Origin of the sequence: Streptomyces sp. NPDC085900, assembly GCF_044540925.1 — a bacterium.
Lineage (GTDB): Bacteria > Actinomycetota > Actinomycetes > Streptomycetales > Streptomycetaceae > Streptomyces > Streptomyces gilvifuscus.
On record NZ_JBITSP010000003.1, the window covers coordinates 591,991 to 611,375 of the forward strand.

General features: G+C 71.3%; 17 protein-coding genes. 4 read left to right on the forward strand and 13 right to left on the reverse strand.

Going from position 1 to position 19,385, the window contains the following annotated elements; all coding sequences use genetic code 11:
- Positions 1–951, reverse strand: a complete 951-nt coding sequence (locus ACIGDI_RS12150; protein WP_272175367.1) for a LysR family transcriptional regulator — start codon at positions 949–951, stop codon at positions 1–3.
- A gap of 63 nt (positions 952–1,014) precedes the next feature.
- On the opposite strand from ACIGDI_RS12150, the gene ACIGDI_RS12155 reads away from it, so the two are divergent.
- Positions 1,015–2,289, forward strand: a complete 1,275-nt coding sequence (locus ACIGDI_RS12155) for an MFS transporter (RefSeq protein ID WP_399894328.1) — start codon at positions 1,015–1,017, stop codon at positions 2,287–2,289.
- 156 nt (positions 2,290–2,445) lie between these two features.
- Complete coding sequence (locus ACIGDI_RS12160) at positions 2,446–3,471, forward strand: sigma-70 family RNA polymerase sigma factor (protein WP_399894332.1); 1,026 nt, start codon at positions 2,446–2,448, stop codon at positions 3,469–3,471.
- Here the strand turns inward: ACIGDI_RS12160 and ACIGDI_RS12165 are convergent.
- Positions 3,355–3,741: an STAS domain-containing protein gene (locus ACIGDI_RS12165; RefSeq protein WP_399894335.1), complete on the reverse strand. Its 387-nt coding sequence runs from the start codon at positions 3,739–3,741 to the stop codon at positions 3,355–3,357. The genes ACIGDI_RS12160 and ACIGDI_RS12165 overlap by 117 nt on opposite strands.
- Before the next feature lie 155 nt (positions 3,742–3,896).
- Here ACIGDI_RS12165 and ACIGDI_RS12170 point away from each other — a divergent pair, with 155 nt between their 5' ends.
- Positions 3,897–4,817 carry an AEC family transporter gene (locus tag ACIGDI_RS12170; RefSeq protein WP_399894338.1) on the forward strand — a complete coding sequence of 307 codons (921 nt, stop codon included), beginning with the start codon at positions 3,897–3,899 and terminating at the stop codon, positions 4,815–4,817.
- 93 nt (positions 4,818–4,910) lie between these two features.
- On the opposite strand, the gene ACIGDI_RS12175 is transcribed toward ACIGDI_RS12170, so the two are convergent.
- From ACIGDI_RS12175 to ACIGDI_RS12205, 7 genes are all read right to left on the reverse strand, one after another.
- The gene (locus tag ACIGDI_RS12175) at positions 4,911–6,188 is read right to left on the reverse strand and encodes a thymidine phosphorylase (protein ID WP_399895253.1); all 1,278 of its coding nucleotides are present in this window, start codon (positions 6,186–6,188) and stop codon (positions 4,911–4,913) included.
- Positions 6,189–6,267: 79 nt separating this feature from the next.
- Positions 6,268–6,669, reverse strand: a complete 402-nt coding sequence (locus ACIGDI_RS12180; protein ID WP_399894341.1) for a cytidine deaminase — start codon at positions 6,667–6,669, stop codon at positions 6,268–6,270.
- Positions 6,666–7,952 (reverse strand): ABC transporter permease, encoded by a 1,287-nt coding sequence (locus ACIGDI_RS12185; protein WP_399894343.1) that lies wholly within the window; start codon positions 7,950–7,952, stop codon positions 6,666–6,668. The genes ACIGDI_RS12180 and ACIGDI_RS12185 overlap by 4 nt, the downstream gene beginning before the upstream one ends.
- The gene (locus ACIGDI_RS12190; RefSeq protein ID WP_399894346.1) at positions 7,952–9,079 is read right to left on the reverse strand and encodes an ABC transporter permease; all 1,128 of its coding nucleotides are present in this window, start codon (positions 9,077–9,079) and stop codon (positions 7,952–7,954) included. Before ACIGDI_RS12190 ends, ACIGDI_RS12185 begins: the two co-directional genes overlap by 1 nt.
- Positions 9,076–10,635 (reverse strand): ABC transporter ATP-binding protein, encoded by a 1,560-nt coding sequence (locus tag ACIGDI_RS12195; RefSeq protein ID WP_399895257.1) that lies wholly within the window; start codon positions 10,633–10,635, stop codon positions 9,076–9,078. The genes ACIGDI_RS12190 and ACIGDI_RS12195 overlap by 4 nt, the downstream gene beginning before the upstream one ends.
- Before the next feature lie 167 nt (positions 10,636–10,802).
- Complete coding sequence (locus ACIGDI_RS12200; protein ID WP_399894349.1) at positions 10,803–11,858, reverse strand: BMP family protein; 1,056 nt, start codon at positions 11,856–11,858, stop codon at positions 10,803–10,805.
- Between the two features lie 290 nt (positions 11,859–12,148).
- On the reverse strand, positions 12,149–13,366 hold the full coding sequence (locus ACIGDI_RS12205) for a M20 family metallopeptidase (protein ID WP_399895260.1): 1,218 nt from the start codon (positions 13,364–13,366) through the stop codon (positions 12,149–12,151).
- A 326-nt stretch (positions 13,367–13,692) separates the two neighbouring features.
- On the opposite strand from ACIGDI_RS12205, the gene ACIGDI_RS12210 reads away from it, so the two are divergent.
- Positions 13,693–14,361 carry a class I SAM-dependent methyltransferase gene (locus ACIGDI_RS12210; protein ID WP_399894352.1) on the forward strand — a complete coding sequence of 223 codons (669 nt, stop codon included), beginning with the start codon at positions 13,693–13,695 and terminating at the stop codon, positions 14,359–14,361.
- On the opposite strand, the gene ACIGDI_RS12215 is transcribed toward ACIGDI_RS12210, so the two are convergent.
- The 4 genes from ACIGDI_RS12215 to ACIGDI_RS12230 all read right to left on the reverse strand — a co-directional run bounded on the left by ACIGDI_RS12215 (position 14,354) and on the right by ACIGDI_RS12230 (position 19,256).
- Complete coding sequence (locus ACIGDI_RS12215; protein ID WP_399894355.1) at positions 14,354–15,421, reverse strand: hypothetical protein; 1,068 nt, start codon at positions 15,419–15,421, stop codon at positions 14,354–14,356. The genes ACIGDI_RS12210 and ACIGDI_RS12215 overlap by 8 nt on opposite strands.
- Positions 15,422–15,552: 131 nt before the next feature.
- Positions 15,553–16,491, reverse strand: a complete 939-nt coding sequence (locus tag ACIGDI_RS12220; RefSeq protein WP_200703228.1) for an N-acetylneuraminate synthase family protein — start codon at positions 16,489–16,491, stop codon at positions 15,553–15,555.
- A gap of 15 nt (positions 16,492–16,506) precedes the next feature.
- A complete protein-coding gene (locus tag ACIGDI_RS12225) occupies positions 16,507–17,772 on the reverse strand; it encodes a cytidylyltransferase domain-containing protein (protein ID WP_399894358.1) in 1,266 nt (421 codons plus the stop codon).
- A 137-nt stretch (positions 17,773–17,909) separates the two neighbouring features.
- Positions 17,910–19,256, reverse strand: a complete 1,347-nt coding sequence (locus tag ACIGDI_RS12230) for a DUF6716 putative glycosyltransferase (protein ID WP_399894361.1) — start codon at positions 19,254–19,256, stop codon at positions 17,910–17,912.
- Positions 19,257–19,385: the final 129 nt, after the last annotated feature.

Below are 19,385 nucleotides of genomic sequence, written 5' to 3' on the forward strand. Positions count from 1 at the left end.
TCAGGGCAGCAGACTTCCCCTTCTGGAGAGCAGGAACTTCTTGAAGGCGGCCACCGGGGGCGTGTCCGGCCGGCCGGCCGGCCATGCCACGCCGATCTCCCTGGCCGCCCGCGGGGCCGTGACCGTCAGCTCGACGACTCCCGGGCGGGGGAAGGCCGGCGGCGGCAGGAGGGCCACACCCAGGCCCGCGGCCACCAGGCCCCGTAGCGTCTCCGCCTCCTCTCCCTCGAAGGCGACGCGGGGCTTGAACCCCGCCTCCTTGCACAGGTCGTCGGTGATGCGGCGCAGGCCGTAGCCGGGTTCCAGGGTGACGAAGGCCTCCTCGGCGGCCTCCGCGAGGCGGACGCGCCGGCGCGTGGCGAGGCGGTGGTCGACGGGGACGACCAGGCGGAGTTTCTGCTCGTCCAGGCGGCGGGCGACCAGGTCGGGGGCGTCGGGGACCGGGGAGGTGAGGCAGAGGTCGAGCTCTCCCGCGCGCATTTTCTCCAGCATGGCCTCGCCGTAGGTCTGGACCAGGCTGAAGCGGACCCGGGGGTGGTCGAGGCGGAAGGCCTGGATCAGGGCGGGGACGGTCTCGGCGCCCATGGTGTGCAGGAAGCCGAAGGCGACCTTGCCGGAGGTGGGGTCGGCGTCGGCGCGGACCTCGTCGGCGGCGCGCTCGATCTCGGTGAGGGCGCGTTCGACGTGGGTGAGGAAGGTGCGGCCGGCCGGGGTGAGGGAGACCGTGCGGCCGTGCCGGGCGAACAGGTCGACACCCAGGTCCTGCTCCAGGCGCGCCATGGCGCGGGAGAGGGTGGACTGCGGCACCTGGAGTTCCTGCGCGGCACGGGTGACGTGCTCGGTGCGAGCCACGCCGGCGAAGTGGGCGAGGCGCGGGGCCAGCAACATCGTCATGTCTTCTGTGTCACTGGTCGGTGACAGGCGGGGCCGTGAGCTCGGGTCATGCACCATGGGAACGATTATGGCGATTCCGTGCATTGGACGGATGAGCGGGGGCGTACGTAGCTTCGAGGCATGTCTCCCGCCAGTACCGGGGCGTCCAGCGTCATGGGCGCCGCAACGACCGCTTCCGCTCCCGACCCCCGTATGGCTCCGGGCGGGCCGGGCTACCGCCGGATGAGCTTCGCGCTCTTCCTCGCCGGTGTCGCGACCTTCGCGCTGCTGTACTCCACGCAGGCCCTGCTGCCGCTGATCTCGGGCGAGTTCGGGGTGGCGGCGAGCGAGGCGAGCTGGACGGTGGCGGCGGCCACCGGCGGACTGGCGCTGTTCGTACTGCCGATGAGCGCGCTGTCGGAGCGGTTCGGCCGCCGGACGGTGATGACCGCCTCGCTGGCGGTGGCGGTGTCGGTGGGGCTCCTGGTGCCGTTCGCGCCCTCGCTGGGCGTGCTGGTGGTGCTGCGGGCCCTGCAGGGCGCCGCGCTGGCCGGTCTGCCGGCTTCGGCGACGGCGTATCTCGCCGAGGAGGTCAGGCCCAGGGCGCTGGTCACGGCGATCGGGCTGTTCGTGGCGGGCAACAGCGTCGGCGGGATGAGCGGCCGGGTCATCACCGGCTGGGTCGCGCAGGTGTGGGGCTGGCGGGTGGCCGTCGGTGTCATCGGGACGATCGCGGTGGTCTGCGCGGTGGCGTTCCGGCTGCTGCTGCCCGCACCGCGGCACTTCGTGGCCGGTTCGCTGCGGCCGCGGGTCCTGGCGCGCACGGTCCGGGACCACCTGGCCGACCCGCTGCTGCGCCGGCTGTACGCGATCGGCGCGCTGTTCATGACGGTGTTCGGCGGCGTGTACACGGTGATCGGCTACCGCCTGACCGAGGCGCCCTTCTCCCTCCCCCAGGGCATCGTCGGCTCGATCTTCCTCGTCTACCTGGTGGGCACCGTCTCCGCGTCCACGGCCGGACGCCTGGTGGGACGCCTGGGCCGGCGCGGAGCGCTGTATCTCGCGGGCGGTACGACGGCGGCCGGGCTGCTGCTGACCCTGGCCGGTTCCCTGGTGCCGGTCCTGCTGGGGCTGGTGCTGATCACGGCCGGGTTCTTCGCCGGCCACGCGGTGGCCTCGTCGGCGGTCAGCAAGACGGCCACGACCGGCCGCGCGCAGGCCTCGGCCCTGTACCAGTCGGCGTACTACATCGGCTCCAGCGCGGGCAGCACGGTCGGTGCGACGGCCTTCCACGCCGGTGGCTGGGCCGGGACGGTGGCCGTCGGCCTGCTGGCGGTGCTGGGCGTCGTGACGATCACGGTGCTCGGGTCGCGCGCGGCCCGGGTCGCGACGCGACGGCCGGCCACCGCGCACTGAGCCCCGTCCGCCCTCCCTTCCGGCGTCCGGCCGCGAGCCGCACTGCGCCGACCTGCGCTTTCGGCCGCTCCGGGGGCCATTGTCAGTGCCCTGCGCTAGCTTCGGACGTGCTGGGCGCAAAGGCGCGCGACAGGAATGCCACAGGGGTGGGTGGACATGAGCGACGGTACGGCGACCACGACCGCGGATCTCGACGTCAGGCTGGAGAAGCACCGCGTCGAACTGACCGGGTACTGCTACCGCATGCTCGGCTCCTCCTTCGAGGCCGAGGACGCGGTGCAGGACACGATGGTCCGCGCCTGGCGCAGCTACGAGAAGTTCGAGGGCCGCTCCAGTCTGCGCTCGTGGCTGTACCGCATCGCGACGAACGTCTGCCTGGACATGCTGACCGCCGGCAACAAGCGCGCCCGGCCGATGGACCTGAGCGAGTCCACCCCGCTCGCCCAGGCCGCCCTCTCCCCCCGCCCGGACAACACCTGGCTCGAGCCGATGCCGGACAACCGCGTGCTGCCCACGACGGACGACCCGGCGGAGGCGGCCGTCGCCAAGGAGTCGGTGCGACTCGCCTTCATGGCCGCCCTGCAGCAGCTGCCGGCCAAGCAGCGCGCGGTGCTCATCCTGCGCGAGGTGCTGGCCTGGAGGGCGAGCGAGGTCGCCGAACTGCTGGACACGTCGGTGGCGTCGGTCAACAGCGCGCTGCAGCGGGCGCGGGCCACGCTGGCCGAGCGCGAGAAGGCCGACAAGGCGGCCGGGGCGGCCGTGTCCGACCCGCTGGACGAGGAGCAGCAGAAGCTGCTGGAGCGCTATGTCGCCGCCTTCGAGGGATACGACATGACCGCGCTGACGGCCCTGCTGCACGAGGACGCCGTCATGACGATGCCGCCGTTCGACCTGTGGCTGACGGGCCACGACGACATCACCGGCTTCATGACGACCCTGGGCTCCGCCTGCGAGGGTTCCCGGCTGGTGCCGGTGCGGGTCAACGGCCTGCCGGGGTTCGCCCAGTACAAGCCGGACCCGGAGGCGGGCGGCTACGCGCCGTGGGCGGTGCAGGTGCTGGAGATCTCAGAGGGCCGGCTCACCGGGTTCCACTTCTTCCTCGACACCAAGCGGTGGTTCCCGCTTTTCGACCTGCCCCTCCACCTCGAAGCGGAGCCCGACCAGACCGAGAAGGGCGTGTAGGGAGGGCGCGGGGTCCCGCAGCCTGATGCGTCCCCCGGCCCGCCGGGCGGCGAGCTGCAGTCGCGCCAGCAGGTCGACGGCGCCGAGGCCCGGGGGCCCGATCCCGGCGACGTCGATGACGACGACACCGGCGCCCGTGGACTCCAGCAGCGCCCGCACGTCGTCGCACAGCCCCGCCGCCTCGTCGCGGGTGACGGGGCCGGGCAGCACCAGCAGAGCAGGCTTCATGGCGTCCACGAGCGGTAGACCGGGCGAGCGGGCGGAACTCATCGCGGCGGGCCGCCTACGAGGCGTGTCCGCCGTTCGGGATCACATTGACCTGCCGCCCTGCTGCCCCAGAGGGTTGGATGTATGCCACACCGATCAGCACCGCCCTGGACACCGGACGGCCCGCCTCCCGCCGAGGACCTCGCGAAGGAGCCGCCGTGCAGGGCGTGTTGACGGGCTTCGCGGTCATCGCGGTCGTCATCGGCGTCGGATACGTCATCGGGCGCGGCGGCCACCTCGGCGAGCACGGCCGCGAGGTGCTGACCAAGCTGGCCTTCCACGTGGCGTCCCCGGCGCTGCTGTTCACCACCCTCGCCCGCGCCGACCTGTCGGTGATCTTCTCCAGCCGTCTGCTGGTGACGGCCATGAGCACGGCAGCGGCGGCGGGCGTGTTCGTCGCGGTGGGTGCCGTGCGGGACTGGGGCGTGGGCCGCACCACGATCGGCGCCCTGTGCTCCAGTTACGTCAACTCGGGCAACCTCGGCATCCCGATCGCGGTGTACGTCCTGGGCGACGCCTCACTGGTCGCCCCCGTCCTGCTCTTCCAGCTCATCGGGGTCACCCCGGTCGCCCTGACGATCCTCGACCTGTCCGGCAAGGGCGAGAAGGGCCCGCTGTGGCTACGGCTGCTGGCGCCGCTGCGCAATCCGATCGCCGTCGGCTCGCTGGCCGGGGTGGCGGTGTCGGCGCTCGGGGTGCGGGTGCCGGCGCCCGTCATGGACCCCCTGACCCTGATCGGCAATATGTCCGTCCCGGCGGTCCTGCTGGCCTTCGGCATCTCCCTGTGCGGCAGCACCATGCCGGGTCGGGGCGCCGACCGGGGACCGGTGTTCCTGTCCGTGGCGCTGAAGTCGGTGGGCCAGCCGGCGGCGGCCTGGGCCCTGGCGGTGGGCGTCTTCGGACTGCACGGCCACCAACTCCTGGACGTGGTGGTGACGTCGGCACTCCCGGCCGCGCAGAACCTGTACACGTACGCGAGCCGGTACCGGGTGGCGGAGGGCTTGGCGCGGGACTCGATCCTGCTGTCCACGGTGCTGTCGGTGCCGGTACTGGTGGTCGTGGCGGCGTTGCTGGGGTGACGAGGACGAAGGGCGCCGCACCGATCCCGGCATGCCGAACGGGACCAGTGGCGGTGCACTGATCCCGTTCAGTCGAAAGGGAAACTCCCCTGGTCAGGCGATACGTTCGAGCACGACCGGGGACGCCGTGAACTCCGTACCCGCCGCCCCGATGTCGTAGGAGCCCTCCACCGCCTGCAGCGCGTACTCGAAGCGTTCGGGGGTGTCGGTGTGGAGGGTCAGCAGGGGCTGGCCCTCCTTGACGGTGTCACCCGGCTTGGCGTGCATCTCGACGCCCGCGCCCGCCTGTACCGGGTCCTCCTTGCGGGCCCGGCCCGCGCCCAGGCGCCAGGCGGCGACGCCGATGTCGTAGGCGTCGAGGCGGGTGAGGACACCGGTCGACGGGGCCTTGATCACGTGCTGCTCCTTCGACGTGGGCAGCGGCGCGTCCGGGTCGCCGCCCTGGGCCGCGATCATCCGGCGCCAGACGTCCATCGCGGAGCCGTCGGCCAGGGCCTTCGCCGGGTCGGCGTCCCTCACGCCGGCCGCGTCCAGCATCTCGCGGGCCAGCGCGATCGTCAGCTCCACGACGTCCGCCGGGCCCCCGCCCGCCAGGACCTCCACCGACTCGCGGACCTCCAGCGCGTTGCCCGCGGTGAGGCCGAGCGGGGTGGACATGTCGGTCAGCAGGGCGACCGTCTTCACGCCGTGGTCGGTGCCGAGGCCGACCATGGTGGACGCCAGCTCCCGCGCGTCCTCGATGGTCTTCATGAACGCGCCGGTGCCGACCTTCACGTCCAGGACCAGGGAGCCGGTGCCCTCCGCGATCTTCTTCGACATGATCGAGGAGGCGATCAGCGGGATCGCCTCGACCGTGCCGGTCACGTCACGCAGGGCGTAGAGCTTCTTGTCCGCGGGGGCCAGGCCGTCGCCCGCCGCGCAGATCACCGCGCCGGTGGTGTCGAGGACGTTCAGCATCTCCTCGTTGGACAGCAGCGCGCGCCAGCCCGGGATCGACTCCAGCTTGTCCAGGGTGCCGCCGGTGTGGCCGAGGCCCCGGCCCGACAGCTGCGGGACGGCGGCGCCGCACGCGGCGACCAGGGGGGCCAGCGGCAGTGTGATCTTGTCGCCGACGCCGCCCGTGGAGTGCTTGTCGGCCGTCGGGCGGGACAGGGACGAGAAGTCCATGCGCTCCCCGGAGGCGATCATCGCGGCGGTCCAGCGGGCGATCTCGCGGCGGTTCATGCCGTTGAGGAGGATCGCCATGGCGAGCGCGGACATCTGCTCGTCGGCGACCTCCCCGCGGGTGTACGCGTCGATGACCCAGTCGATCTGCTCGTCGCTGAGCTCGCCGCGGTCCCGCTTGGTGCGGATGACGGAGATGGCGTCCATGGCCATGGCGTGCGGTCCTTCCGTGGTTCAGGAAGTGTGCGGCCCCTTCGAGAGTCGAGTCGAAGGGGCCGTACGGGGGTTACTTGTTGAGATGGTCCGGGCCGAAGGCCTGCGGCAGCATCTGCGACAGCGGGAGGATTCCCGCCGGGGTCTCCAGCAGCAGGTCGGGGCCCCCGAACTCGTACAGCAGCTGGCGGCAGCGGCCGCACGGGACCAGGATCTCGCCCCGGCCGTCCACGCACGTGAAGTGCGTCAGCCGGCCGCCGCCGGTGCGCTGCAGCTGGGAGACCAGCCCGCACTCGGCGCACAGTCCCAGGCCGTAGCTGGCGTTCTCGACGTTGCAGCCGGAGACCGTGCGGCCGTCGTCGACCAGGGCGGCGACGCCGACCGGGTAGCCCGAGTAGGGGGCGTACGCGTGGGTCATGGCCTCGCGGGCCAGCTCGCGCAGCGCCTCCCAGTCGACGTCGGCCGGCCCGGTCACTTGCCCTGGCCCTTGCGGTAGCGCATGCCGTCGGCCTTGGGCATCCTCAGGCGCTGCGCGGACAGCGACAGCACGAGGAGGGTGACGACGTACGGGGTGGCGCCCACGAAGTCGCTCGGGACCTCGTCGGTGACCAGGTACCACAGCAGCACGAGCGCGCCCACGAAGAGGCTGATGCCGCCCTGCCAGTGCGCCTTCTTGTACATCTTCCAGCCGGCCATCGCCACGAGCAGCACGACCAGCAGGAGCAGCAGCGCGTGCACGGTCTGGCCGCCGTTGCGCAGCTGGAGCGCGTCGGAGTAGCCGAACAGGCCCGCGCCCATGGCGAGGCCGCCGGGCCGCCAGTTGCCGAAGATCATGGCGGCGAGACCGATGTAACCGCGTCCGCCGGTCTGGCCCTCGAGGTAGATGTGCGAGGTGACCAGGGCGAGGAAGGCGCCGCCGAGGCCGGCCAGGCCGCCGGAGACGGCGACGGCCACGTACTTGTACTTGTAGACGTTGACGCCGAGGGACTCCGCCGCGATCGGGTTCTCGCCGCAGGAGCGCAGGCGCAGACCGAACGGGGTGCGCCACAGCAGCCACCAGCTGGCGACGAACAGCACGAAGGCCAGGATCGTGATCACCGACAGGTTGGTGACCAGGCCGCCGAGGATGCCGGCGAGGTCGGAGATCAGGAACCAGTGGTGGTTCTCGAGGGAGTGCAGGGCGTCGGAGAGCCCCGGGATGTCGAAGTTGGGCAGCGAGTCCACCGGCGGGGACTGCTTGGGGTTGCCGCCCGCGTCGGCCGCCTTGCCGTCGGAGAAGAACAGCTTGGCGAGGTACTGGGTGGTGCCGAGCGCCAGGAGGTTGATGGCGACACCGGAGACGATGTGGTCGACGCCGAAGGTGACGGTCGCGACCGCGTGGACGAGACCGCCCAGGACGCCGAAGCCGACGCCGCACAGCAGGCCGAGCCAGGGGTTGGACTGCCAGCCGATCCAGCCGGCGCCGAAGGTGCCGAGGATCATCATGCCTTCGAGGCCGATGTTGACCACGCCGGAGCGCTCGGACCACAGGCCCGCGAGACCGGCGAGACCGATCGGCACGGCGAGGCTCAGCGCGGCGCTGACCTGGCCGTCGGAGGTGAGCTGGTTGGCGCCGGTGATGGCGCGGACCGCGGCCACGAGGAGCAGCGCTCCCGCGACGATCATGAGGATCTGGCCGAGCGGGCGGCCCGACCGGGTGCTCGCGGTGTCCGCCTTGGGTGCCGCGGGCGGCGGCGTGTCGGTCGTCGTGGCAGTCATCACGCCACCTCCTGCTTCTGGGTCGGGGCGGCGGCCTGGGCGGCGAGCTCGGCGCCGACGCGCTGCTGCTGGCGCCGGAGGCCGTAGCGCCGTACGACCTCGTAGGCGATGACGACGCACAGGACGATGACGCCCTGGATGACGCCGAGGATTTCCTTGTCGTAGCCCTGGAACTCCAGGTGGTTGGTGGTGCGCTCCAGGAAGCCCCACAGCAGGGCACCGAGCGCGATGCCGATCGGGTTGTTGCGGCCGAGCAGGGCGATGGCGATACCGGTGAAGCCGATGCCCGTCGGGAAGTCGTTGCTGAACTGGTGGCTGTCGTTGAGCAGGGTCGGCATGCCGATCAGGCCGGCGATCGCGCCGGAGATGAGCATGCTGGTGGCGATCATCTTCTTCACGGACACACCGCTCGCGGCGGCCGCGCTCTCGGACTGGCCGACGGTGCGCAGGTCGAAGCCGAACCGGGTGCGGCCGAGCACGAACCAGTACGCGACGCCGACGAGGACGGCGATGACGATGAAGCCCCACAGCTCACCGGCCGCACCGGTGTTGATCTGGAAGAAGTACGCGTCCTTCGCCAGCGGCTTGGTGGAGACGACCGTGCCGCCGCTCTGCAGTTCCGCGAGCTTCCCGGGCTGCAGCAGGTAGGCGATGATCGCGGTGGCGATCGCGTTGAGCATGATCGTCGAGATGACCTCGCTGACGCCGCGGGTCACCTTCAGCACACCGGCGATGCCCGCCCAGACGGCGCCCGTCGCCATCGCGCACAGGATGATCAGCGGGATGGAGATCCAGCCGGGCGTGGTCAGCGCGCCGCCGAGGACGGCGGCGAAGAACGCGGCGATCCGGTACTGGCCGTCGACACCGATGTTGAACAGGTTCATCCGGAAGCCGATGGCGACCGCGACACCGGCGAGATAGTACGTCGTCGCCTTGTTGAGGATGTAGACCTGGCTGTCGCTGGCGGTGCCGTAGGTCAGCATGTCGCTGAAGGCGGCGCCCGGGTTCTTGCCGGTGGCGAGGATCACCAGGGTGGTGACGACGATCGCGGCGACGATCGCCAGCAGCGGGGCCGCGATGGCGAGGAGCAGCCGCTCCTTGTCGATGCGTTGGGTCAGCTTGTTCATCGGGCGTCGTCCTCTGTGTGCTCCAGGTGGCCGGTGGCCGCACCCGTCATGGCGGAGCCCAGCTCCTCGGGGGTGATGGTGGCGGGGTCGGCGTCGGCGACCAGCCGGCCGCGGTACATCACCCGCAGGGTGTCGGACAGGCCGATGAGCTCGTCCAGGTCGGCGGAGATCAGCAGCACGGCCAGGCCCTCGCGGCGGGCCTCGCGGATGTGGTCCCAGATGGCGGCCTGCGCGCCGACGTCCACGCCCCGGGTGGGGTGCGCGGCGATCAGCAGCTTGGGCGCGTGGCTCATCTCGCGGCCGACGATCAGCTTCTGCTGGTTGCCGCCGGAGAGGGAGGCGGCGGTGACGTCGATGCCGGGGGTGCGGACGTCGTACGCCTCGATGATGCGCGAGGTGTCGGTGCGGGCGCCCTTGATGTCGAGGAGCTGGCCGCGGGAGTTGGGCCGCTCGCTGACGTGGCCGAGGATGCGGTTCTCCCACAGCGGGGCCTCGAGGAGCAGGCCGTGGCGGTGGCGGTCCTCGGGGATGTAGCCGACGCCGGCCTCGCGGCGGTGGCGGGTGGGGGCGTGGGAGATGTCGGCGCCGTCGAGGGCGATCGTGCCGGCGTTCAGGGCACGGATGCCCATGATGGCCTCGACCAGCTCGGACTGGCCGTTGCCCTCGACGCCGGCGATGCCGAGGACCTCCCCCTTGTGGATGGTGAAGGAGATGTCGTCGAGGATGATGCGCTCGACGCCGTCGAGGTCGGTCTGGGCCAGGCGCAGGCCGTCGACCTTGAGCAGCTCGAGGTCGGTGACCGTCGACTCCTCGGTCTCCGGCGTGGGCAGTTCGCTGCCGACCATCAGCTCGGCGAGCTGCTTGGTCGTGGTGCCGGCGGGCTTGACCGTGCCGACGGTGGTGCCGCGGCGGATGACGGTGATCTCGTCGGCCACGGACAGGACTTCACCCAGCTTGTGCGAGATGAAGATGACGGTGAGGCCCTCCGCCTTGAGCTCGCGCAGGTTGTCGAAGAGGGCTTCGACCTCCTGCGGGACGAGGACGGCGGTGGGCTCGTCGAGGATGAGGGTCTTGGCGCCGCGGTAGAGGACCTTGAGGATCTCCACGCGCTGGCGGTCGGCGACGCCGAGCTCCTCCAGCAGGACGTCCGGGCGCACGTTCAGCCCGTACGCGTCGGAGATCTCCTTGATCTTGGCACGAGCCTTGGCGCCGATGCCGTACAGCTTCTCCGCGCCGAGGACGACGTTCTCCAGGACGGTGAGGTTGTCGGCGAGCATGAAGTGCTGGTGCACCATGCCGATGCCGCGGGCGATGGCGTCGGCGGGGTTGTGGAAGACGACCGTCTCGCCGTTCACGATGATGGTGCCCTCGTCGGCCTGCTGCATGCCGTAGAGGATCTTCATCAGGGTGGACTTGCCCGCGCCGTTCTCACCGCACAGGGCGTGGACGGTTCCGGTGCGGACGGTGATGTCGATGTCCTTGTTGGCGACGACGCCGGGGAATCGCTTGGTGATGCCGCGCAGTTCGACGGCAGCGGGAGGGCTGGACGCGTTGATGGCGCACTCTCCTCGGGGAAAGGGGCTGCGTAGGAGGGGGCAGGCGTCGGCGACGCTAGCGCGGCAACTCCGTGCTACACGCGTAGAGTTGACACATTGTTATGGCTCGGCGAGGGGGTTGACAAGGGCCCCTTCGCCGAGCCGGGGGTCAGGCGGGAACCGTCAGGTCACGTAGTGGTCTTGACCTTGACGGTGCCGTCGACGATCTTCTTCTTGGCAGCGTCCAGCTGGGACTTGATGTCGTCGATGTAGCCACCGCTGGTGGCCAGGCCGACACCGCCCTTGGCGAGCGAGTACACCTGGTTGCCCGTCAGCGGCTTGCCGTCGTGCACGGACTTGATGAAGTCGTACACGCCGACGTCGACGTTCTTGACCATGGAGGTCAGGATCGAGGTCTTGTACGCGGCCAGACCCGGGATGTTGTACTGGTCCGAGTCGACGCCGATGGCCCAGGCGCCCTTGACGCCGTGGACGGCCTCGATCGCGCCGTTGCCGGAGGAGCCGGCCGCGGTGTAGATCACGTCCGCGCCGTTGTCGAGCATGCCGGACGCGGCCTCCTTGCCCTTGTCGGGGCTGGAGAAGCCGGACAGGTCCGAACCGTGGGTCAGGTACTGGACGTCGACCTTCGCCTTGGCGTTGGTGTCCTTGACGCCCTGGACGTAACCCGCCGCGAACTTCTTGATCAGCGGGGTGTCGACGCCGCCGATGAAGCCGACGTGGTTCTTCTTGGTCTTCAGCGCCGCGGCGACACCGGCGAGGTAGGAACCCTGCTCCTCGGTGAAGGTGATGCTGTCGACGTTCTTGGCGGTCGCGACCGAGTCGATGAGACCGAAGCTGACCTTCGGGTACTTCGCGGCGACCTTGTCCACCGAGGTGGCGTAGGAGAACCCGACGGCGACGATCGGGTTGTAGCCCGCGTCCGCCAGGTCGGTCAGCCGCTGCTCACGGTCGGCCTCGGTGTCGGAGTTCTTCGCGGTCAGCTCCTTGATGGAACCGCCGAACTCCTTCTCCGCCTTGTCGGCACCGCGCGCGGCGGAGTCGTTGAAGGAGCGGTCACCACGGCCGCCGACGTCATACGCGAGACCGATCTTGATGCTCTTGCCGCCGCCCGAGGACGAGGAAGAGCTGCTGTTGTCGGAAGACGTGCTGCCACAGGCGGTGGCAGTCAGTGCGAGAGCTGCGGAAACGACACACGCAGCAGAAAGCTTTGCTACCCGGCGCACGGGAAGGCTCCTTCACCTGACCTGAGCGCCTCGTCGGCGCTTCATGTGAGCACCATGCCAGTGCTCGGGCCCGGACGCCCCTGCGGCGTCGGCTTCGCGGCATCGTAACGCGCGTAGATGTCAGAAAAACACCCCTTCCGAAGCCGTTATCGATTCGAGGCAAACAGCGTCTGAACTCGGGGTCTGGAGCCTTCACACACCTCGGTTTCGATGTGCGCACGATTGGCTTACAACCGTGTTGCGCCGCAGGCCGAACGGCCCCCCGAGGGGGGCCGTCCGGGGAAGTCAGCTCACTGCGCCGCGTCCAGCAGGGCCGCCGCGGTGAACAGCTCCACACCCACCGTGATCGCCGACTCGTCCACGTCGAAGTCGCCCTGGTGCAGGTCACGCACGGTGCGCTCGCCGGGCGGGCGGACGCCGAGGCGGGCCATGGCGCCCGGGACGCGCTCCAGGTACCAGGAGAAGTCCTCGCCGCCGAGGCTCTGCTCGGTGCCCTCGACGGACAGGGCGCCGCGGCGGGCGGTCTGGGCGTCGCGCAGCAGCTCCGTGACGTCCGGGTCGTTGACGACCGGCGGGACACCGCGGACGTAGTTGATCTCCGACTTGGCGCCGTGCAGGTTGGCGACCTCGTCGATGGCGGCGACGACCAGGTCCGGGGCCTGCCGCCAGGTGTCCAGGTCGAGGCAGCGCACGGTGCCGGAGAGCTCGGCGTGCTGCGGGATGACGTTCGGGGCGTGCCCGGACTCGATACGGCCCCAGGTCACGGCCAGGCCGCTGCGGCTGTCCACACGGCGGCCGACCAGCGCGGGCACGTCGGTGGCGACGCGGGCGGCGGCGGTGACCAGGTCGGTGGTCAGGTGCGGGCGGGCGGTGTGGCCGCCGGGGCCGTCGAGCGCGACCTCGAGCCGGTCGCAGGCGGAGGTGATGGCACCCTCGCGCAGGCCGATCCGGCCGGCGTCGACCCGGGGGTCGCAGTGCACGGCGAGGATGCGGCCCACTCCGTCGAGGACGCCGCACTCGATGGCGTCGGCGGCGCCGCCGGGCAGCACCTCCTCGGCCGGCTGGAACAGCAGCCGCACCGGCCGCGGCAGCCTGCCCTGCCGGTGCAGGTCCGCCATGACCAGGCCGGCGCCGAGCACCACGGTGGTGTGCACGTCGTGTCCGCAGGCGTGCGCCCGGTCGGGCACGGTGGAGCGGTAGGCGCACTCGCTCTTGGTGTCCGGGATGGGCAGCCCGTCGATGTCGGCGCGCAGGGCGAGCATGGGCCGGCCGCCGTCCCACTCCCCGATGTCACAGACGAGCCCGGTCCCCCCGGCGAGCACCCGCGGCTTCAGGCCCGCCCGCTCCAGCCGCTCCTTGATCGCAGCGGTGGTGCGGAACTCCTGGTTGCCGAGCTCCGGGTGCATGTGCAGGTCGCGGCGGAAGGCTACGAGTTCGGCACGCAGCGCCTCGGGGAGCGTGCCGGGCAGGGCTTCGCCGGGCAGATCGTTTTCGGACTCCGGTGACATCAGTTGCTTCACCCTCTGCAGGGTAGGACGCCGAGGGGGCCAACCGCCCTCGATCAACAAAACTTCAGCCCGTCAGGGGAAGAAAAATCGGCCGCTCGACGCATGGGTGGGAGGTGAGATGGGTAGACCTGTCTTTTCTCTACGGATACCACGCCCCGCTCCGCGCCGGTGGATCTGTTTCATCAGTCGGACCGTGCGACACGGCCGACGCCCCACCGGCAGCCTGCGCTGCGCCGCTGGTGGGGTGGTGGAGTTCGAGGGGATGTCGCGGGACCCTTCCGGCGGTTTCACCCGGCGGTCCCACGAGCCCGAGTAGGGTCCGCCCCGTGACTTCCGAGATACCGGGTACCCCGGATTTCCTGCACGCCACGCAGACGTCGTACGACGCGATCGCCCGCCCGTACACCGAGCAGTTCGCCGACTGGCTGGGCGACAAGCCGCTGGACCGTGCGCTGGTGGCCACCTTCGCGGAACTGGTGAGGGCCAACGGAGTGGCGCCCGTCGCCGACGTCGGCAGCGGCCCGGGGCATGTCACCGCGCGGCTGCACGCGCTCGGGGTCCCGGTGTTCGGGGTGGACCTGTCACCGCGGATGGTGGCGCTGGCCCGCGAGGCGCACCCCGAGCTGCGGTTCCACGTCGGGTCGATGACGTCGCTGGACCTGCCGGACGAGACTCTGGGCGGGGTGCTCGCCCTCTACTCGATCATCCACGTGCCGGACGAGCACCTGCCGGCGGCCTTCGCCGAGTTCCACCGCGTCCTGGTGCCCGGCGGGTACGTCCTTCTGGGCTTCCAGAGCGGCGAGGAGGACGAGCGGATGCGGCTGACGGAGCGGTTCGGGCAGGAGATCTCGCTCGACTACCACTTCCGGGCGCCGGACGGTGTGGCGGAGCCGCTGGTCAAGGCGGGGCTGCGGATGGAGGCGCGGGTGGTGCGCGAGCCGCTGGAGGAGGAGAAGCGGCCGCGGGCGTACCTGCTGGCGCGGAAGGTCAGCTGAGCGCGGTCACTGCCTGCAGCCGGGTGACGTCCCGGGCGGTGCCGGTCACGCCCGACAGGAAGCCCTGGGCGCGCGGTGAGGCGTGCGCGGTCAGCCAGGCGGGGTCGATGTCGCAGACGGCGACGCGGACCTCGGTGCCGGCCAGGGCCAGGGGCAGGGTGTGGACGACGGTGGAGGGAAAACTGAGGATCGTACGGCCGACCGGGCCGCGCCGGGCGATCAGCTCCAGCGGGAGGTCGGGCCGGACTATCTCCAGGCCCGTCTCGACCGCGAGCCGGTGCAGCTTGTCGGTGCTCTCGCGGCGGTGCGCGAAGTAGCGGGTGGCGCCGTGGGCCTTGGCCAGGGTGCGGACGGCGTCCAGGTAGCGCTCGCCGTCGACGACGCCGGTCTCCACCAGCGAGGTGCCCACCATGTCGGCGCCCTTGGTGATGCGGGGCGGGCCGAAGCGGAAGCGGGTCCAGGCGAAGTCGTTGGCGTGGAGGGTGACGCCGGCCGGGGTCTCGTCCATCGGCATCGAGGAGAAGATCTCCACCTGGCGCCCGGTGCCCGGGGTGAGGCGGCGGCGGGCCCGGGCGGAGACCGGTGCGAAGACCAGGTCCCGGGCGCCGGGGCGGCCGCCCTTGCGGTGCCAGCGCACGAGCCGCTCGCCGCGGGCCAGCTGGGCGACGAACTCCATGGTCGCCGTGCCGTCGTCGACGACGACCAGATGACGGGCGCGGGTGATGGTCAGCAGGAGCTGTACGTAGCGGGAGAACGGGTCGCCCAGGACGACCCGTCCGGCGCGGCGCAGCAGGCCGGTCAGGCCGCCGACGGTCTGGAAGGGGGCCGCCGGTCCGCCCCGGGCCTCCTCCCAGCGGACGGTGTGGCCCTCCTCGCGGGCGAGCTCGGCCATGCGGCGCAGCTGGCCGCGGGTCATGGGGTCGTTCGGGGCCAGGACGACGAGGGTGAGCACCGCGCCGGGCGCGTGGGCGTGCGCCCATTCCAGCACGTTCAGGAGCTGAACCGGACTCTCGACGAACGCGAGGGTGTGGGGGCCGGTCTTCCCGGCGCGGGGGCTCATCGACGACGACCGTCCCGTCGTAGGGCGCTGATGAGGCGCTGGAAATCAGAGGGTGCGGGTGAGGGGTGCGCGCGGAAGCTGCGAGTCCGAGCGCTCCCGTTCGGGGCGCCCGGACTCGGTGTGCTCGGAACTCAGACCGCGACCGGCTCGCCCGCCGCCGCGGCGATCTCCGCCTCGGCGACCGCGCCGGCGACGCGGCGCAGCTTCTTCATCGGGCCGAGCTCGGAGTCGTAGACCTTCTTGACGCCGTCGCCGAGGGAGGCCTCGATGACGCGGATGTCGCGGACCAGGCGCTCCAGGCCCTGGGGCTCGACGGAGGCGGCCTGGTCGGAGCCCCACATCGCGCGGTCGAGGGTGATGTGGCGCTCGACGAAGACGGCGCCGAGGGCGACCGCGGCCAGCGTGGTCTGCAGGCCGGTCTCGTGGCCGGAGTAGCCGATCGGGACGTTCGGGAACTCCTTCTCCAGCGTGTTGATGACGCGGAGGTTGAGCTCCTCGGCCTTCGCCGGGTAGGTCGAGGTGGCGTGGCACATCAGGATGTTGTCGCTGCCGAGGACCTCGACGGCGTGGCGGATCTGCTTCGGCGTCGACATGCCGGTGGAGAGGATGACCGAGCGGCCGGTGGAGCGCAGGGCGCGCAGCAGCTCGTCGTCGGTCAGGGAGGCGGAGGCCACCTTGTGGGCGGGGAGGTCGAACTTCTCCAGGAAGGCGACGGCCTCGGTGTCCCACGGGGAGGCGAACCAGTCGATCCCCTTCTCCTTGCAGTACTCGTCGATCTGGCGGTACTCGTCCTCGCCGAACTCCACGCGGTGGCGGTAGTCGATGTAGGTCATCCGGCCCCAGGGGGTGTCGCGCTCGATGTCCCACTGGTCGCGCGGGGTGCAGATCTCGGGGGTGCGCTTCTGGAACTTCACGGCGTCGCAGCCGGCCGCGGCGGCCACGTCGATCAGCTTGAAGGCGTTCTCCAGCTCGCCGTTGTGGTTGATGCCGATCTCGCCGCAGATGTAGACCGGGCGGCCGGGGCCGACCTCGCGGGAACCGAACTGGCGCATACGGGAGTTGGTGCTCATGGCAGTGAACTTTCCTTACTTGTCGAGGGAGTCGAGAGAGGGGCCGAGGATCCAGCTGGCGATCTCTCGGATCGCGCCGTCGCCACCGGGGACGGTGGTGACCGCACGGGCGGCGCCGCGTACCACGTCGTGGGCGCTCGCGACCGCCACGGGCCAGCCCACGAGGGCGAAGCACGGGAGGTCGTTGACGTCGTTGCCGACGTAGAGCACGCGCTCGGGCGCGATGCCCTGCTCCTCGCACCACTGCTTGAGTGCGAGGTCCTTCCGGTCGATGCCGTGCAGGACCGGGATCTTGAGCTTCCGGGCCCGGGCGGCGACGACCGGGTTCTGCTCCGTGGAGAGGATCAGCATGTTCAGGCCGCTCTTGCGCAGGGCGGCGATGCCGAGCCCGTCCCCGCGGTGCACGGAGACGAACTCCTTTCCATCGGCGTCGATCAGCACCCGGTCGTCGGTCTGGGTGCCGTCGAAGTCCAGTACGACCGCGTCGATGTCGTCGGCGGTCGGCAGCGAACCGGGGCGGTCCGCGTCGAAGAGGGGGGCCAGCGCGCGGGCGCGGGCGAGGTCGTGCGGGTCGTCGATCTCCAGCACGCGGGCGGGGTCGGTGCGGACCAGTTCGGTACGGCCGAAGAAGCGGTGCTGGTGCTTGCGGAAGCCCGGCGCGTCCATGGCGTAGGCCGCGCCGGTCTCCAGCAGGTCCTGGGGGCGGTCCTGGCGGCGCGGGCGGTAGGACTTGTCGTGGTTGACGCCGAAGCCGCCGCCGGTGGCCGCGTCGGCCTCCGAGACGCTGCCGGGGGCGATCTCGTCCTCGGCGTCGCGCCAGATGAACCCGTGGAAGGGGGCGACGGTGACGGCGGTGTCCGCGCCGCTCTCCGCGACCGCGCCGGCCACCCCGTCGATGTCTTCGCGGACGATGAAGGGGCTGGTGCACTGCACGAGCAGCACCACGTCGACGGCCGCCCCGTGCAGGGCCTCGTGGGCGTCCATGGCGTGCAGGACGGCGGCCTCGGAGGTGGCGGTGTCGCCGGCGATGGCGGCGGGGCGCAGCACGACCTCGGCGCCGGCCTCGCGGGCCGCGGCGGCGATGGCGTGGTCGTCGGTGGAGACCACGACGTCGGTCACCAGGCGGGTCGCCCGGCACTCGCGCACGGCCCGCGACACCAGCGGCACACCGCCGACGGGGGCGAGGTTCTTCGCGGGCACGCCCTTGGAGCCGCCGCGCGCGGGGATCACCGCGAGCACCCGGCGCACGGAAGCGCCTTGGCCCGCTTGCGGGTTGGACATGGGTTGCACTCCTTGCGCAGGGTTCGCTGAGGTCTGATGGGCGGCGAAGCCGCCCTTTGGGGGCGCGGGGAACTGCGCGACTAGCCCCGACGGCGCCGCACCCGCCCGAGAACCCGATCCGGCACCCCCGATGGCGCTCACAGCTCCCCCATCCGCCGGATGACGGGCGCCACCCGCTGCACACCGTGCCGATAGGCCCCCCGAGCGGCCCGGCGCACGATCTGCCGGACGGGCCCCGGCTCCTTGTCGGCCGCGGGTGCCCCCGGCAGTACGCCGCCGTCGGGGCCGAGGTGATGGCGGGCGAGGATGCCGGGGAGGTAGCCGGGCGCGGTCGCCGGTGTGTAGTACGGGGCGAGAGGCGCCAAGCCGCCCGGCTGCGCGAGGAGTTTGGCGATGCGTTCGCGGGCCGCGTCGAAGGCGGTGGCGTACGTGCCGTCCACGGCGACGCCCTGGCGGGCCACCCACTCCTCGTCCGGCACCGGCCGGTGCCCGGCGTCGAGCTGGTCCCAGGAGGCGAGGCAGCCGGAGCCGACGAAGTGGTGGTTGCCCAGTACCTCGCGGATGCCGAGGTCGGTCAGGACGACGGTCGGGATGCGCCGGTGCAGGGACTCCAGGGCGGCCGTCGAGCTGATGGTGACCAGCAGGTCGGTGCGGTCCAGGACCTCGCCCATGTTGCCGTACACCAGGCGGAAGTTGGCCGGCGGATCGAGCCGCTGCACCAGCTTCTGGTACGGCAGCTCCTCGATGTGCGTGGTGTGTTCGCCCGGCCGGGAGCGCAGCTTGAGCAGGACCTCGCGCTCGGGGTGCAGCCGGGCGTGCCGGATCAGCCGGTCGAGCAGGTAGACGCGGTCCCTGCGGTTGTCGGGGACGGACGGCTGCACCGCGAACACCACGGTGTAGGGCTTGTGTTCACCGGCGTACGTCTCGCCGCCCAGGAACGGCAGCGCCACCTCGGTCACCGACGAGGCGTCGGCGCCCACCCCCTCGTACACGGCCCGGAAACGCTCCGCGTCCTGCCGGGAGTTGGCGAGGACGAGGTCCGCGCCGTGCCGCAGCAGCAGGCCGTCGGTGAGCTTCTCGTAGACGACGCCCACATAGCCGGTGACGACCACGGGACGCGAAGTGCGCTCCCGCCAGGCGTGCTTGAGGCCGTGCAGCACCGCCTGCACGCCGCCGCCCACGAGGGCGAGGACGAGGACGTCGTACTCCTCCTCCGCCATGGCGCGCAGGAACTCGACGGAGGTGACCTCCCGGAGGGAGTCGGCCGTGACGCCGACCTCCGCCAGCTGGCGCGCGGTCGGGGTGGCCCGCCCGCGCAGCAGGAAGCCGCTCAGCTCGAAGCCGACTTGCGCGTCCTCGCGCGGGGCGGCTTCCATGGACGGGCCCGGAGCGATACGGGCCGCGGTCAACGCACCCCATTTCCAGCGGGTGTCGGAGTCCGCGAGCACGGCGATTCGCGTGGGCTTCGAGGTACTTGATGGCACGTCGAAGACGCTAGGAAGCAATTCCTAGGTACGCGCCAACCGCATCTGGCCAGAAAGTTAACAACACCCCGCCGAGAGCCGAACTGGCCCGCGGATTCGCCGGAAGTACAGGTGGTGCACCGATCCGAC

Coding starts and splice junctions, on each gene's coding strand:
- ACIGDI_RS12205 (WP_399895260.1), bottom strand. CDS start 13,366: ATGTCACCGGAGTCCGAAAACGATCTGCCCGGCGAAGCCCTGCCCGGC.
- ACIGDI_RS12190 (WP_399894346.1), bottom strand. CDS start 9,079: ATGAACAAGCTGACCCAACGCATCGACAAGGAGCGGCTGCTCCTCGCC.
- ACIGDI_RS12220 (WP_200703228.1), bottom strand. CDS start 16,491: ATGAGCACCAACTCCCGTATGCGCCAGTTCGGTTCCCGCGAGGTCGGC.
- ACIGDI_RS12165 (WP_399894335.1), bottom strand. CDS start 3,741: ATGAGTTCCGCCCGCTCGCCCGGTCTACCGCTCGTGGACGCCATGAAG.
- ACIGDI_RS12225 (WP_399894358.1), bottom strand. CDS start 17,772: ATGTCCAACCCGCAAGCGGGCCAAGGCGCTTCCGTGCGCCGGGTGCTC.
- ACIGDI_RS12185 (WP_399894343.1), bottom strand. CDS start 7,952: ATGACTGCCACGACGACCGACACGCCGCCGCCCGCGGCACCCAAGGCG.
- ACIGDI_RS12150 (WP_272175367.1), bottom strand. CDS start 951: ATGGTGCATGACCCGAGCTCACGGCCCCGCCTGTCACCGACCAGTGAC.
- ACIGDI_RS12175 (WP_399895253.1), bottom strand. CDS start 6,188: ATGGACGCCATCTCCGTCATCCGCACCAAGCGGGACCGCGGCGAGCTC.
- ACIGDI_RS12215 (WP_399894355.1), bottom strand. CDS start 15,421: ATGAGCCCCCGCGCCGGGAAGACCGGCCCCCACACCCTCGCGTTCGTC.
- ACIGDI_RS12155 (WP_399894328.1), top strand. CDS start 1,015: ATGTCTCCCGCCAGTACCGGGGCGTCCAGCGTCATGGGCGCCGCAACG.
- ACIGDI_RS12160 (WP_399894332.1), top strand. CDS start 2,446: ATGAGCGACGGTACGGCGACCACGACCGCGGATCTCGACGTCAGGCTG.